We start from the raw sequence: 15,116 nt of genomic DNA, 5'->3' as shown, positions 1-15,116 counted from the left end.
CCAGACAACACCATTTTAAAAGGGACGACCCAATGACCATCAATCTGAAAAACCGTAACTTCCTCAAACTGCTGGACTACACCCCAGCAGAAATCCAGTACCTGATCGACCTGGCCATCGAACTCAAAGCCGCCAAAAAAGCCGGACGTGAAAAACAAACCCTGGTCGGGAAAAACATCGCCCTGATTTTTGAAAAAACGTCCACGCGCACCCGCTGCGCTTTTGAAGTCGGTGCCTTTGACCAGGGCGCACAGGTGACCTACCTCGGCCCAAGCGGCTCGCAGATTGGCCACAAGGAGTCGATGAAAGACACCGCCCGCGTGCTGGGGCGGATGTACGACGGCATCGAGTATCGCGGCTACGGCCAGGCCATCGTGGAAGAGCTGGGCGAGTATGCGGGCGTGCCGGTGTGGAACGGCCTGACCGACGAGTTTCACCCCACGCAGATCCTCGCCGACCTGATGACCATGCTGGAGCATGCCCCGGGCAAAACTCTGCCGGACCTGAGCTTTGCCTACCTTGGCGACGCGCGGAATAACATGGGCAACTCCCTGATGGTCGGTGCCGCCAAAATGGGGATGGATATCCGCCTCGTCGCACCGAAATCGTTCTGGCCGGAAGCCGGGCTGGTTGAGCAGTGCCGCGCCATCGCCAAAGAGACCGGCGCACGCATCACGCTCACCGACGACGTGGAGGAAGGCGTACACGGTGCCGATTTCCTCTACACCGACGTGTGGGTCTCGATGGGCGAGCCGAAAGAGGCCTGGGCCGAGCGCGTCAGCCTGATGAAGCCTTACCAGATTAACGCCCAGGTGATGAAAGCCACCGGCAACCCGAACGTCAAGTTCATGCACTGCCTGCCGGCGTTCCACAACGAACACACCAAAGTCGGCCGTGAAATCGAGATGGCCTACGGCCTGAAAGGGCTGGAGGTGACGGAAGAGGTCTTCGAATCACCGAACTCAATCGTCTTTGACGAAGCAGAGAACCGCATGCACACCATTAAAGCGGTCATGGTGGCGACACTCGGCGACTAATCACCGCCCGGCGCGCCACGGGGTGCGCCGGGTACAGGAGAACATCATGGGCAAGTTCAAGTTTCCCTCCGCTTACACCATTCTCTTTTTTCTGATTGCCGTTGTGGCGGCACTGAGCTGGGTCGTGCCTGCCGGTCAGTATCAGATGGCAATGAATGAAACCCTCGGTAAAGAAGTGCCGATTGCCGGAACGTACGCGCACGTGGCGGCGCATCCGCAGGGGCTGGTTTCCGTACTGATGGCCCCCATTGCCGGGTTGTACGATCCCGTTTCCGGCCAGGCCGGGGCGATCGACGTCGCGCTGTTTATCCTGATCATCGGGGGATTTCTCGGGATCGTCACCAAAACCGGGGCGATCGACGCCGGGATCGAGCGCGTAACCACCCGCCTTCGCGGACGTGAAGAGTGGATGATCCCGATCCTGATGGCGCTGTTCGCGGCTGGCGGCACCATTTACGGCATGGCCGAAGAGTCCCTGCCCTTTTATACCCTGCTGGTCCCGGTAATGCTGGCCGCCCGTTTCGATCCGGTTGTCGCTGCATCCACCGTGCTGCTCGGGGCGGGGATCGGCACGCTCGGCTCCACCATCAACCCGTTTGCCACGGTGATCGCCGCTAACGCCGCCGGGATCCCGTTCACCAACGGTATCGCCCTGCGCGTGGCGCTGCTGGTGATCGGCTGGATCATTTGCGTGGCATGGGTGATGCGCTATGCCCGTAAAGTGCGGCTGGATCCGTCATGCTCCATCGTCGCAGACAAGCAGGAAGAGAACCTCGCCCACTTCCTCGGCAATAAAGGCGAGCAGTCGCTGGAATTTACCCCGGTGCGCAAAATCATTCTGGTGATCTTCGCCCTCGCCTTCGCGGTGATGATCTACGGCGTAGCGGTGCTGGGCTGGTGGATGGCGGAGATCTCGGCGGTATTTTTGGCCAGCGCCATTATCGTCGGGCTGATTGCCCGTATGAGCGAAGAGGAGCTGACCTCGACGTTTATCAACGGCGCGCGAGATTTGCTGGGCGTCGCGCTGATTATCGGCATTGCGCGCGGTATCGTAGTCATTATGGATAAGGGCATGATTACCCACACCATTTTGCACAGCGCGGAAGGGCTGGTCAGCGGGTTGTCCACGGTGGCGTTTATCAACGTGATGTACTGGCTTGAGGTCGTGCTGTCGTTTCTTGTGCCTTCTTCGTCCGGCCTGGCCGTTCTGACGATGCCGATCATGGCACCCCTTGCTGATTTCGCTAACGTCAACCGCGACCTGGTGGTTACGGCTTACCAGTCGGCCTCCGGCATCGTTAACCTGGTCACGCCGACCTCAGCGGTTGTGATGGGCGGTCTGGCGATTGCCCGTGTGCCTTACGTGCGTTACCTGAAATGGGTTGCGCCGCTGCTGGCGATCCTGACGGTGGTGATTATGGTGGCGTTAAGCCTGGGTGCCTTGTTGTAATTTGCCGGCTGGCACTGCGCCTGTCCGGCCTACGGACCGGTGCGGTGCCACCGGTTATGTCGGGAACTGATATGGGAAATATGATGGATTACGAAGACTGCTCTCCCAGAGAACAACTGCAGCTAACGGTGTGCCAGCAGCTGATCGCCGAAAAGAGTTATCTCTCCCAGGAAGAAATCCGCCGCGATTTGCAGGAGAGAGGGTTTGACAGCATCAGCCAGTCGACCGTTTCGCGTCTGCTGAAATTGCTCGGTGTCATAAAAATTCGAAATGCCAAAGGGCTAAAGATTTATTCGTTGAATCCTCAGTTGCGCCCTGCCCCCGATGCCGCGCGTACCGTTTCCGAAATGGTGGTGAGCGTGGAGCATAATAGCGAATTTATCCTTGTTCATACCGTGGCCGGATATGGCCGTGCGGTGGCGCGAATTCTGGATTATCACCAGTTACCGGAAATTTTAGGTGTGGTTGCCGGAAGCAGTATCGTCTGGGTCGCACCCCGGGTGGTGAAGCGTACTGCGCTGGTGCATAAACAAATTAATTATTTACTCAGAACGAATTAATATTCATAAAGAACCGTTTGCATTGAGTAAAGTGTGCATTAAACCCCTTGATCCGAAAATCGAGCTGCGTATAATGCCCGACAATTTGCCGGGAGGAAGCATGGTCAAGCGTGTACGACATAACGTCTTACCGCGTCTGAAATCAGACGCTGGCCTGCCGTTTTTCTTCCCGTTGCACAATCTATTCCCAGAGCCCCTCATTTGAGGGGCTTTTTTTTGCCCGGCGTCAGGAGATAAACATGAATCCGCTTTATCAAAAACACATCATTTCCATAAACGACCTCAGCCGCGAAGAGCTGGAACTGGTTCTGGAAACCGCGGCAAAACTGAAGGCAAATCCGCAACCGGAACTGCTGAAGCACAAGGTGATTGCGAGCTGCTTCTTCGAAGCGTCGACCCGCACCCGCCTCTCCTTCGAAACCTCCATGCACCGCCTCGGCGCGAGCGTGGTGGGGTTTTCAGACAGCAGCAACACCTCGCTGGGTAAAAAAGGCGAAACGCTGGCGGATACCATTTCAGTTATCAGTACCTACGTTGACGCGATTGTGATGCGCCACCCGCAGGAAGGCGCGGCGCGTCTGGCGACCGAATTTTCCGGCGGTATTCCGGTGCTGAACGCCGGAGACGGGGCCAACCAGCATCCGACGCAGACCCTGCTGGATCTGTTCACCATTCAGGAAACGCAGGGCCGTCTGGAAAACCTGAACATCGCCATGGTGGGCGACCTGAAATATGGCCGCACCGTTCACTCGCTGACCCAGGCGCTGGCGAAATTTAACGGCAACCACTTCTTCTTCATCGCGCCGGACGCGCTGGCAATGCCGCAGTACATCCTCGACATGCTGGACGAAAAAGGGATCCCGTGGAGTCTGCATGCCAGCATCGAAGAGGTGATGGGCAACGTTGATATTCTGTATATGACCCGCGTGCAAAAAGAGCGTCTGGATCCGTCTGAATACGCCAACGTGAAGGCACAGTTTGTGCTGCGCGCCAGCGACCTCGACGGCGCACGCGAGAATATGAAGGTGCTGCACCCGCTGCCACGTATCGATGAGATCACCACCGACGTGGATAAAACGCCGCACGCCTGGTACTTCCAGCAGGCCGGAAACGGCATCTTCGCCCGCCAGGCGTTACTGGCACTGGTTCTGAATCGCGAATTGGCTCTGTAAGGGGAAATGACAATGACACACGATAACAAACTCCAGGTTGAAGCCATCAAACGTGGCACCGTGATTGACCACATCCCTGCCCAGATCGGCTTTAAGCTGCTGACGCTGTTCAAGCTGACCGAAACCGACCAGCGCATCACCATCGGCCTGAACCTGCCGTCGGGTGAAATGGGCCGCAAAGACCTGATCAAGATTGAAAACACCTTCCTGACCGACGAGCAGGTTAACCAGCTCTCTCTGTACGCGCCGGATGCCACCGTGAACCGCATCGACGAGTACGAAGTGGTCGGTAAATCCCGTCCCAATCTGCCGGATCGCATTGAAAATGTGCTGGTCTGCCCGAACAGCAACTGCATCAGTCATGCTGAGCCGGTTTCGTCCAGTTTTGCAGTGAAAAAACGTGCCGATGACATCGCACTCAAATGCAAATACTGCGAAAAAGAGTTTTCTCATTATGTGGTGCTGGCCAACTAATTGAGGTTGGTAAAGGATCCCGGCCTCCCTATAATGGCCGGGAACATTTAATCAGCTGTTATTCTGGAGAAATCATGACCAAAGTACTCGCGACGGAAAATGCACCAGCGGCTATCGGCCCATACGTTCAGGGCGTTGATCTGGGTAGCATGATTATTACCTCTGGCCAGATCCCGGTGAACCCAAAAACGGGTGAAGTGCCAGAAGACGTGGCGGCGCAGGCGCGTCAGTCGCTGGAAAACGTACAGGCTATCGTGGAGTCTGCGGGTCTGAAAGTGGGCGACATCGTGAAAACCACTGTGTTCGTGAAAGATCTGAACGATTTCGCGACCGTTAACGCCACGTACGAAGCGTTCTTCACTGAGCACAACGCCACTTTCCCTGCACGCTCCTGTGTGGAAGTTGCGCGTCTGCCTAAAGACGTGAAAATTGAAATCGAAGCGATCGCCGTACGTCGCTAAGTTTCAGTCAGGGGCAGCCGACGCTGCCTTTGTGCCCGGCAGGCAACGCGCTACCGGGCGTTTTGCTACTGATTCCGCGTCGCCCGTAGCAGCGTCTCCAGCGGATACACCGCCGCAATCACCACTTCATCCTGTATTTTCGCCGCGTTATCCAGCTCGCCCTGAATAGAGGCAATCTCGTTGTCATCCAGCGTCCCCTGACGCGCCACCAGATCCGTCAGCCGCAGGCCAATCGAGGCCAGCTTATCCACCTCCTGAATAACCGGTTTAATCGCCTTCAGTGCGTAGCTGTTTTCACTTAATGCCAGCGCATCGCTGGTGTTGCTTTGCCAGCGGTTGAAGACGTGGCGCAGCGCGTCGGCGCTTTCCGTGTCTTCCGCGTCGCTGGCCAGGCGGTCAGCCCATTTGTTCATCTGGCGCACCGTGGCACTTTCGGCGTTGAGCGCATCAGCAAACCGGTTGAGCGGTTCGAACTGATGGTAATTTCCGGCCTGGAACTTAAGGTGCTGACGGGTGTAATACTGCGCCGGCTCGATTGCCTGCGCGAGGATTTGCAGCGGAAGGGTATCGGCGTTATTCGCCAGACGCGTGAACTGCACCTGCTGCTGAGTATGCTGCTGCAGCCCGACCGAGACCGTCGACCAGCTGTCCATCGCCTGCAGGCGGGTGTACATATTGTCGACATCGTTAACGTCCTGCGCGGACCATAACCGCTCCGCCACCGCAAAGGTGCGCGGCCACAGGCGGATATCCAGCACCGGTGCGACCACGTTTTCCGCCCACAGCGCGGCTTCCCCGCCGAGCAGGTTCACCTGATGAGCGGCGTCCGGTACCACCGGCGGGATGCCTTTGGGGATATCGTCCAGGCGCTTGCCGCTAATGGGATAGCGGGCATTGCCCACCAGGAAATAGCCGCTCAGCTTATCGTTGTCCACCGACACCACCGGGCGCGTTTCGCCCATCCAGGTATCGACGGTAAACGTCACCTGATTGTCGTCGCGCCACGCAATATCCTGTACCGCACGACGGGATTTCCCGGCGAAATCAATAAATCCACGCCAGCCGGAATCCCCTTTCACCAGGGTGAAGCTCCCCTCCACCGGCTTGCCTTTCAGACGCGGCATGGTGAATGTCCAGCTTTGAGCGCTGTCGGTGTCGCCAATCACATCCTCGCCGTTTAACCCCTGCGGCACAATTTCATTGCGGTAGTGATAGGCGGTGGACTGGGGCTGATCGAGGTAAAAGCCGGTCGAGAGAATGCCTTTATAGCCATTTTGCGCCACCTGCCCCAGCGCGTCCTGGCCCTGCCAGGACTGGATCACGATGCTTTTTGGCAGATCAGGATGAGCAATTTCATCCCAGCCCACCATCTGCCGGTGGTGTTTTTCGAGGATATTTTCCAGCTTGCGGTTGAAATAGGCCTGCAGGGCGTGGCTGTCTGCCAGTGTGTTGTCGCGCATAAACTGCTGAATGGCGGCGTTCGCTTTCCACTGGGTGTCATCCACCTCATCGCCACCGATATGCAGATACGGATCGGGGAAGATCGCCGCCAGTTCACTGACCATCGCCTCCGCAAACTGATAGGTCGCCGCTTTTGTCGGATCCAGGACCGGTTTCAGCACGCCCCAGTGGCGTTCCATCACATACGGTCCCGGGGCGCTCATCAGTTCCGGGTAGGCCACGGCAATCGCCGAGGCGTGGCCCGGCATGTCGATCTCCGGCACCACGCGGATGCCGCGCTCGGTAGCATAGCGCACAACGTCGCGCATCTGTTCCGGCGTATAAAACAGCCCGTCGCTGGCGAGCTGCGTGAGCTTTGGATAGCGTGTCGAGCTGAAGCGCCAGCCTTGATCGTCGGTCAAGTGCCAGTGCAGCACGTTGAGTTTTGCCGCCGCCATACCGTCAATCTGCCGCTTGATATCCGGCAGCGGGATAAAGTGTCGTGCCGAGTCAAGCAGCAGCCCACGCCACGGGAAACGGGGGGAATCCTCAATAGTGACCCACGGCAGGGAGGTGTTTTCCGCCCCGTTTTGTATCAGCTGGAGCAGGGTTTCCATGGCGCGCAGCGCGCCAAAACGGGTGTTGGCGGTGATATCCACGCCACTGGCATCGACCGTGAGCGTATAGCGCTCATCGCTGTCCGGCAGCGGCTGCGGCTTCACTTTTTTGGTAATGGCAATGCGGATGGTGGGCTTGTCCGGTTTAACGACCTGCGGCTGTAGCGTCCAGCCGGTTTGCAGGGCGATGCGCTGGCGCAGACGGTTGACCGCGTCGCCGAGGTCATCTCCGGTAACGCTGACGGAAAGGGTGTTGTTGAGTACCAGTGCGCCCTGCGTCGCGGGACGTTCAACCTTCGCAGGCCAGGGCATCAGGGGAAGATCGCCTGCCGGAGCGGCAAACGCTGACGCGCCGAGCATCAGCCCGGCGGTTAAGAGACTGTACCGTAACATGAATGTTCCTTATCTGACGGGCCAAATAAAGGCAAAACATTCAGTTAACATGCGCTCATTTTGTCGTCAAGCGAATGCGCTGACGGAGATCACAGGTTGTTGAATTTGGGAGGAAACGTACCCCTCTCCCGTGCCGGGAGAGGGGGGAAATCACTGCCACCCATACCGACGGCTATAGAAGCCTTTGACCATCTGCGTCAGCACCATGTAGCCCGCGAGGATCGCCACCAGCCACGGGAAGTAGCTCAGCGGCAGCGCCTGCAGCTGGAGGTAGCTGGCCAGCGGCGAGAACGGCAGTGCAATGCCGAGCGCCATCACGATGCCGGTCATGACAATCAGCGGCCACGCGGCCCGGCTCTGGATGAACGGGATGCGACGCGTACGGATCATATGCACAATCAGCGTTTGCGACAGCAGCCCTACCACGAACCAGCCGGACTGGAACAGCGTCTGGTGTTCCGGCGTGTTGGCATGGAACACAAACCACATCAGGCAGAAGGTCAGAATGTCGAAGATGGAGCTGATCGGGCCAAAGAACAGCATAAAGCGCCCCAGATCGGACGGGTTCCAGCGCTGCGGCTTCTGGATCTGCTCGTCGTCCACGTTATCAAACGGGATGGCGACCTGAGAGACATCGTACATCAGGTTCTGGATCAGCAGGTGCAGCGGCAGCATCGGCAGGAACGGCAGAAACGCACTCGCCACCAGCACGCTGAAAACGTTACCGAAGTTGGAACTGGCGGTCATCTTGATGTACTTCAGCATGTTGGCGAAGGTGCGACGTCCCTCGATAACGCCCTCCTCCAGCACCATCAGGCTCTTTTCCAGCAGAATGATATCCGCCGCCTCACGGGCAATGTCCACCGCACCGTCTACAGAGATACCAATATCCGCCGCACGCAGGGCGGGCGCATCGTTAATGCCGTCGCCCATAAAGCCCACCACATGCCCTTCGCGACGCAGCAGGGTGACAATGCGCTCCTTGTGCATGGGTGTCAGCCGGGCGAACAGCGTGGTGCGCTGCGCAAGCGTCGCCAGCGCATTATCGGAGAGGTGCTCAATATCACTTCCCACAACGACGTCACCCGCATCCAGCCCCACTTCATGACACACTTTGGCGGCCACCAGCTCGCTGTCGCCGGTAAGGATTTTCACGGTGATCCCGCTGGCCTTTAACGCTTTCAGCGCAGGCGCGGTGGTCTCTTTCGGCGGATCGAGGAATGCGATATAACCCTCGAGGATCAGATCGGATTCGTCGATACGCTGATAGTCCCCTTCGCGTGCAGGCAGGAATTTACTCGCCACCGCCACCACGCGCAGCCCCTGACGGTTCAGGTTATCGGTGACGCGCTTGATACGGCGCAGCATGGTTTCATCCAGCGGCACAATGTCGCCGTTATAGCGCACCTGGGTTGAGACATTGAGGATCTCCTGCAATGCGCCTTTGCAGATCAGCTGATGCACGTCCGGATGCTCGCTCACCACCACCGACATGCGGCGGCGCTCGAAGTCGAACGGGATCTCATCCACTTTCTGCCAGCGCCCGGAAAGCGTGCGGGCAGATTCTTCATCCACGCCTTCGAGCACGGCGACGTCGAGCAGGTTTTTCAGCCCGGTCTGGTAGTGGCTGTTCAGCCAGGCGCTGTGCAGCACGCGATCGCTGGTTTTACCGGCGATATCGGTGTGGTTCTCCAGCACAATTTTGTCCTGGGTCAGCGTGCCGGTTTTATCGGTGCAGAGAATGTCCATCGCGCCAAAGTTTTGAATGGCATCCAGGTGTTTGACGATCACTTTCTGTTTTGACAGTTTGACCGCCCCGCGCGCCAGCGTGGAGGTGACAATCATCGGCAGCATTTCAGGCGTTAACCCCACGGCGACGGAAAGCGCAAACAGCGCCGCTTCCCACCAGTCGCCCTTGGTATAGCCGTTGATCAGCAGCACGATCGGCGTCATCACCATCATAAAGCGGATCAGCAGCATGCTGACGCGGCCAATCCCCTTCTGGAAGGCATTCGGTTCGCTCTCCTGCTCGCTCACGCGCCCGGCCAGCTGTCCAAACCAGGTGTTGCCGCCGGTAGCGATGACCATTGCCTGCGCCGTGCCGCTGACCACCGTAGTGCCCATAAAGCAGAGGGTGTCACACTCGAGCGGGTTCATCTGCTGCGGGTCGCGGGTGCGCGCCACTTTTTCTACCGGCAGAGATTCACCGGTCAGCGAGGCCTGCGCCACGAACAGATCCCGCGCCTGAAGAATACGTAAATCCGCGGGGATCATGTCGCCGGCCGCCAGCTTCACCAGATCGCCCGGCACCAGCTGGTCGATGGGCAGCTCAACCCAGGCGTTCTCCCCGAGATCGTTAATGACGCGCGAGACGGTTGCGGTGTTGCTTACCATCGCTTTCAGGGCGTCTGCCGCGCGGGTAGAACGGGCCTCCTGAATAAAGTTCAGCAGCGTGGAGATCCCCACCATCAGGGCGATAACCCCGGCGGCAAACAGATCTTCGGTGGCATAGGAGATAATGCCAAGCACGGTCAGCAGCAGGTTGAACGGGTTACGGTAGCAGGTCCACAGATGCACCCACCACGGCGCCGGTTTTTGCGCCGGAATTTGGTTATCGCCATGCACGGCACGGATTTTTTCCACTTCCGCCGCGTTCAGCCCCTCCGGATGCCCGCCAAAGGCACGCCAGACTTCGTTTTCATCCATCGCCGCCACGTTCAGGCAGCGTTGGCTCAGGGAAGCAGGGATCGCTGCAGAGGCCATATTTTTGGCATTTGGCAGCGGGTCGCGCTGAACAAGACGATGTGGCAGGTGGCGGCTCAGCATCGCCTGCAGCTGCCGGGTGATATTTTTAAACATAGTCATTCCCCCGCGCCCGCAAACGCGGACACAGTATTTCCTGCAGGCGTGGCAAGGCCGTACCTGACAGGCACTTAATGTTTTAAGCAGGAACGTGCAGGACGTTGCTGCCTCACATACCGGTGAGACAGCACAAAGGCTGGCTTACCGGAAAGAAAGAACGCTCCCGTTCAGGAGAAGCGTGGGATCGGGATCCATGTCACCTCCGGTAAGTAAAAAAGTAGGGTGCCGCCGCGCAGTATAAGGATTTAACCGTACCGTTTGCGGCGATTCGGGCGGTATTATACTCCCCCGCAAATAAACCGAACGTAAACCAGACTTTGCCCATAGCGAAAACACGCTATAGCATTAGGCTCTACTGACCACGTTGTCATTGTTACAGGGAATACAGCATGCAGAACCGCCTTACGATAAAAGACATCGCGCGTTTAAGCGGCGTGGGGAAATCCACCGTATCGCGCGTGCTCAACAATGAGAGCGGTGTCAGCGAACGCACCCGCGAGCGCGTCGAGGCGGTAATGAATCAGCACGGTTTTTCCCCTTCCCGCTCTGCGCGCGCCATGCGCGGGCAAAGTGACAAAGTGGTTGCCATTATCGTCTCGCGTCTGGATTCCCTGTCCGAGAACCTCGCCGTTCAGACCATGCTGCCCGCCTTTTATGAGCAGGGCTACGACCCCATCATGATGGAGAGCCAGTTCTCCACGCAGCTGGTTGAAGAGCATCTGGGTATGCTCCAGCGGCGCAACATTGACGGCGTGGTGCTGTTCGGTTTTACCGGCATCAAAGAGGAGATGCTGAAGCCCTGGCAGGCGTCGATGGTGATGCTGGCGCGCGATGCCCACGGTTTTGCCTCCGTCTGTTACGACGATGAGGGGGCGATTATTACCCTGATGCAGCGTCTGTACGATAAAGGCCATCGCCATATCAGCTACCTCGGCGTACCGCATGCGGACGTTACCACCGGCAAACGGCGTCACGAGGCCTACCTGACCTTCTGTAAACAGCACAACCTTTCCGCCGTCGCGTCTCTGCCGGGTCTGGGAATGAAACAGGGCTACGAGCAGGTCGCCAGCGTGCTGACCCCGCAGACCACGGCGCTGGTGTGCGCCACCGATACCCTGGCGCTGGGCGCGAGTAAATATCTTCAGGAGCAACGCATAGAGGGACTGCAGATCGCGAGCGTAGGCAGTACGCCGCTGATGAAGTTTCTGCACCCGGAGATTATCACCGTCGATCCGGGCTACGCCGAGTCAGGCAGGCAGGCCGCTGCACAGCTGATCGAGCAAATTAACGGACGTGCTGAGCCGCGTCAGATCGTAATTCCTGCCCACCTTTCATAACCCTCGTTTATCCGTTTATTGTGATCTTCGCCTGATTTCGGGAACGTTCCCATTTTCGCCGTCACGCTGAAGGAGTAGGCTTGCGCTCAGGTCATTACCCCCCTCACCATCGGTCATGAGGTTTCATGATGAGTAAAGTCAAACAAGAAGATATCGACCAGTTGATTGTCCTGGTAGGCGGCCGTGAAAACATCGCGACCGTCAGCCATTGCATTACCCGCCTGCGCTTCGTGCTGAACGATCCGGCCAAAGCCGATCCGAAAGCCATTGAAGCGCTTTCCATGGTCAAAGGCTGCTTTACCAACGCCGGTCAGTTCCAGGTCGTCATCGGTACCGAAGTGGGCGATTACTATCAGGCTCTGCTGGCGACAACCGGGCACAGTTCAGCCGATAAAGAGCAAGCCAAGAAAGCTGCACGCCAGAATATGAAATGGCACGAGCAGTTAATTTCCCACTTCGCGGAGATTTTCTTCCCGCTGCTCCCGGCACTGATCAGCGGCGGTCTGATTCTGGGCTTCCGCAACGTTATCGGTGATGTGCCGATGAGCGACGGCAAAACCCTGGCGCAGATGTACCCGGCGCTGAAAACCGTTTACGACTTCCTGTGGCTGATTGGCGAAGCGATCTTCTTCTATCTGCCGGTCGGGATTTGCTGGTCAGCGGTGCGCAAAATGGGCGGCACGCCGATTCTGGGTATCGTGCTGGGCGTCACGCTGGTCTCTCCACAGTTAATGAACGCTTACTTACTTGGTCAGCAGGTGCCTGAGGTGTGGAACTTCGGTCTGTTCACCATCGCGAAAGTGGGCTATCAGGCGCAGGTGATCCCAGCCTTGCTGGCCGGTCTGACGCTGGGCTTTATTGAAACGCGCCTGAAACGCATCGTACCGGATTACCTCTATCTGGTGGTGGTGCCGGTCTGCTCCCTTATTCTGGCCGTCTTCCTCGCCCATGCGTTTATCGGTCCGTTTGGCCGCATGATTGGCGACGGCGTTGCCTTCGCGGTACGTCACCTGATGACCGGCAGCTTCGCGCCGATTGGTGCCATGCTGTTTGGCTTCCTGTACGCCCCGCTGGTGATCACCGGCGTGCACCAGACCACGCTGGCGATTGATATGCAGATGATTCAGAGCATGGGCGGTACACCGGTCTGGCCTATCATCGCGCTGTCTAACATTGCGCAGGCCTCGGCGGTCACGGGCATTATCCTGGTCAGCCGCAAGCATAACGAGCGTGAGATTTCTGTTCCGGCCGCCATCTCCGCCTACCTCGGCGTTACCGAACCGGCGATGTACGGTATCAACCTGAAATACCGCTTCCCGATGCTGTGCGCGATGATCGGCTCCGGTCTGGCAGGCCTGGTATGCGGTCTGTACGGTGTGATGGCGAACGGGATCGGTGTCGGCGGTCTGCCTGGTATTCTCTCCATCCAGCCCGCTTTCTGGCAGGTGTTTTCCCTGGCGATGGTCATCGCGATTGTCGTCCCAATGGCTCTCACCACCGTGGTTTACCAGCGTAAGTACCGTCAGGGCGCGCTGCAAATTGTTTAACTTCATCTTTCGGGGCGCAGTTGCGCCCCTTCGCATTTGCAGGAACGCATTATGAATACCCTTCCTCACTGGTGGCAGAACGGCGTTATCTACCAGATCTATCCAAAGAGTTTTCAGGACACGACGGGCAGCGGTACCGGCGATTTACGCGGCGTCACGCAGCGGCTGGACTACCTGCAAACCCTCGGCATCGACGCCATCTGGCTGACGCCGTTTTATATTTCCCCGCAGGTAGATAACGGGTACGACGTGGCGAATTACACCGCCATCGACCCGGCCTATGGCACGCTGGATGATTTTGACGAGCTGGTCGCGCAGGCCCATCAACGCGGCATTCGTATCGTGCTGGATATGGTGTTCAATCACACCTCAACGCAGCACGCCTGGTTCCGGGAATCGCTGAATAAAGAGAGTCCGTATCGCCAGTTCTACATCTGGCGCGACGGCACACCGGAACAACTGCCCAATAACTGGCGCTCCAAATTTGGCGGCAACGCCTGGCGCTGGCACGCCGAGAGCGAGCAGTACTATCTGCACCTGTTCGCCCCCGAGCAGGCGGACCTCAACTGGGAAAACCCGCAGGTGCGCGCCGAACTGAAAAAGGTGTGCGAGTTCTGGGCCGACCGTGGCGTGGACGGTTTACGCCTCGATGTGATTAACCTGATTTCCAAAGACCAGGATTTCCCGGATGACGCCGTGGGCGATGGCCGTCGCTTCTATACCGACGGACCACGCATTCATGAGTATCTTCAGGAGATGAGCCGCGACGTCTTTACCCCGCGAAACCTGATGACGGTAGGCGAGATGTCGTCGACCTCGCTGGAAAACTGTCAGCAATACGCCTCTCTCGACGGGCGCGAGCTGTCGATGACCTTCAACTTCCACCACCTGAAAGTGGATTACCCCGGCGGCGAAAAGTGGACCCTGGCCAGGCCGGACTTCGTGGCGCTGAAAACCCTCTTCCGCCACTGGCAGCAGGGCATGCACAACAAGGCCTGGAACGCGCTGTTCTGGTGTAACCACGATCAGCCGCGCATTGTGTCGCGCTTTGGCGATGAAGGGGAGTACCGTCCCCACGCCGCGAAAATGCTCGGCATGGTGCTGCACGGAATGCAGGGCACCCCGTATATTTACCAGGGCGAAGAGCTGGGTATGACCAACCCGCACTTCAGCCGTATAACCGATTACCGCGACGTTGAAAGCCTTAATATGTTCGCTGAACTGCGGGCCAACGGTCGCGCCCCCGAAGAATTGCTGGCTATTCTGGCGAGTAAATCCCGCGATAATGGCCGCACGCCAATGCAGTGGGATGCCACACACAGTGCGGGCTTTACCGAGGGTGAGCCGTGGATTGGCGTTTGCGACAACTACGAGACGGTCAATGCCCGTGCGGCGCTGGACGATACTGATTCGGTGTTTTACACCTACCAGACGCTGATTCGCCTGCGCAAAACCCTGCCGGTGCTGACATGGGGAGATTATGAAGATCTGCTGCCCGACCACCCTTCCCTGTGGTGCTATCGCCGGCGGTCGCAGGGCCAGACGCTGATGGTGGTGGCAAACCTGAGCCGTGAGCGCCAGCAATGGGTTCCCGCGTCAGTACAGGGAGCATGGCGGGTCGCACTGAGCAACTATGCGGATGCTCCCCCTCAGCCCGACAACCTGCTGTTGCGCCCGTTTGAAGCCATCTGGTGGATACAGGAATAACCCTCAAGAGATACAGCCAGCTGTATCTCTTTTTTTATGTTTAGCGATACGCTAAATGT

General features: G+C 58.0%; 12 protein-coding genes and 1 pseudogene. 10 read left to right on the top strand and 3 right to left on the bottom strand.

The genetic code is table 11. From position 1 onward, the window contains the following. The first annotated feature begins 32 nt into the window (after nt 1-32). The 3 genes from argF to AAIR21_RS16170 all read left to right on the top strand — a co-directional run bounded on the left by argF (nt 33) and on the right by AAIR21_RS16170 (nt 3,047). Nucleotides 33-1,037 carry an ornithine carbamoyltransferase gene (gene argF / locus AAIR21_RS16180; protein ID WP_020885389.1) on the top strand — a complete coding sequence of 335 codons (1,005 nt, stop codon included), beginning with the start codon at nt 33-35 and terminating at the stop codon, nt 1,035-1,037. A 46-nt stretch (nt 1,038-1,083) separates the two neighbouring features. After that, entirely contained in the window at nt 1,084-2,487 is a 1,404-nt protein-coding gene (locus AAIR21_RS16175; protein WP_183516811.1) for a YfcC family protein, read from the top strand. Between the two features lie 80 nt (nt 2,488-2,567). Next, nucleotides 2,568-3,047, top strand: coding sequence for an arginine repressor (locus AAIR21_RS16170; protein WP_025205741.1), 480 nt, complete (start codon nt 2,568-2,570; stop codon nt 3,045-3,047). Nucleotides 3,048-3,050: 3 nt separating this feature from the next. On the opposite strand, the pseudogene AAIR21_RS16165 reads toward AAIR21_RS16170, so the two are convergent. After that, nucleotides 3,051-3,168: pseudogene (locus tag AAIR21_RS16165) on the bottom strand (hypothetical protein). Between AAIR21_RS16165 and AAIR21_RS16160 the strand changes: the two are divergent. The 4 genes from AAIR21_RS16160 to ridA all read left to right on the top strand — a co-directional run bounded on the left by AAIR21_RS16160 (nt 3,148) and on the right by ridA (nt 5,154). Continuing rightward, entirely contained in the window at nt 3,148-3,252 is a 105-nt protein-coding gene (locus AAIR21_RS16160; RefSeq protein WP_168769597.1) for a pyrBI operon leader peptide, read from the top strand. The pseudogene AAIR21_RS16165 and the gene AAIR21_RS16160 sit on opposite strands and share 21 nt — an antisense overlap. A gap of 34 nt (nt 3,253-3,286) precedes the next feature. Further along, nucleotides 3,287-4,219 carry an aspartate carbamoyltransferase gene (pyrB, locus tag AAIR21_RS16155; RefSeq protein ID WP_014168402.1) on the top strand — a complete coding sequence of 311 codons (933 nt, stop codon included), beginning with the start codon at nt 3,287-3,289 and terminating at the stop codon, nt 4,217-4,219. 12 nt (nt 4,220-4,231) lie between these two features. Beyond that, on the top strand, nt 4,232-4,693 hold the full coding sequence (gene pyrI, locus AAIR21_RS16150; protein ID WP_025205744.1) for an aspartate carbamoyltransferase regulatory subunit: 462 nt from the start codon (nt 4,232-4,234) through the stop codon (nt 4,691-4,693). Nucleotides 4,694-4,767: 74 nt separating this feature from the next. Continuing rightward, nucleotides 4,768-5,154, top strand: a complete 387-nt coding sequence (gene ridA / locus AAIR21_RS16145) for a 2-iminobutanoate/2-iminopropanoate deaminase (protein ID WP_014168399.1) — start codon at nt 4,768-4,770, stop codon at nt 5,152-5,154. Between the two features lie 65 nt (nt 5,155-5,219). Here ridA and AAIR21_RS16140 read toward each other — a convergent pair whose 3' ends face one another. Further along, complete coding sequence (locus AAIR21_RS16140; RefSeq protein WP_183516812.1) at nt 5,220-7,604, bottom strand: beta-N-acetylhexosaminidase; 2,385 nt, start codon at nt 7,602-7,604, stop codon at nt 5,220-5,222. A 150-nt stretch (nt 7,605-7,754) separates the two neighbouring features. Then, nucleotides 7,755-10,463 (bottom strand): magnesium-translocating P-type ATPase, encoded by a 2,709-nt coding sequence (gene mgtA / locus AAIR21_RS16135; RefSeq protein ID WP_138613173.1) that lies wholly within the window; start codon nt 10,461-10,463, stop codon nt 7,755-7,757. 392 nt (nt 10,464-10,855) lie between these two features. Here mgtA and treR point away from each other — a divergent pair, with 392 nt between their 5' ends. From treR to treC, 3 genes are all read left to right on the top strand, one after another. Next, complete coding sequence (gene treR / locus AAIR21_RS16130; protein ID WP_014168396.1) at nt 10,856-11,803, top strand: trehalose operon repressor TreR; 948 nt, start codon at nt 10,856-10,858, stop codon at nt 11,801-11,803. A gap of 128 nt (nt 11,804-11,931) precedes the next feature. After that, nucleotides 11,932-13,350 (top strand): PTS trehalose transporter subunit IIBC, encoded by a 1,419-nt coding sequence (treB, locus tag AAIR21_RS16125; RefSeq protein WP_138614774.1) that lies wholly within the window; start codon nt 11,932-11,934, stop codon nt 13,348-13,350. A gap of 51 nt (nt 13,351-13,401) precedes the next feature. After that, nucleotides 13,402-15,057 (top strand): alpha,alpha-phosphotrehalase, encoded by a 1,656-nt coding sequence (gene treC / locus AAIR21_RS16120; protein ID WP_032679523.1) that lies wholly within the window; start codon nt 13,402-13,404, stop codon nt 15,055-15,057. The last annotated feature ends 59 nt before the right edge of the window (nt 15,058-15,116 follow it).

Source organism: Enterobacter sp. PTB (assembly GCF_051130085.1).
In the GTDB taxonomy this organism is placed as follows: domain Bacteria; phylum Pseudomonadota; class Gammaproteobacteria; order Enterobacterales; family Enterobacteriaceae; genus Enterobacter; species Enterobacter ludwigii.
Note: the sequence above shows the minus strand (reverse complement) of the source record. Positions and strands in the feature narration are given on the sequence as shown.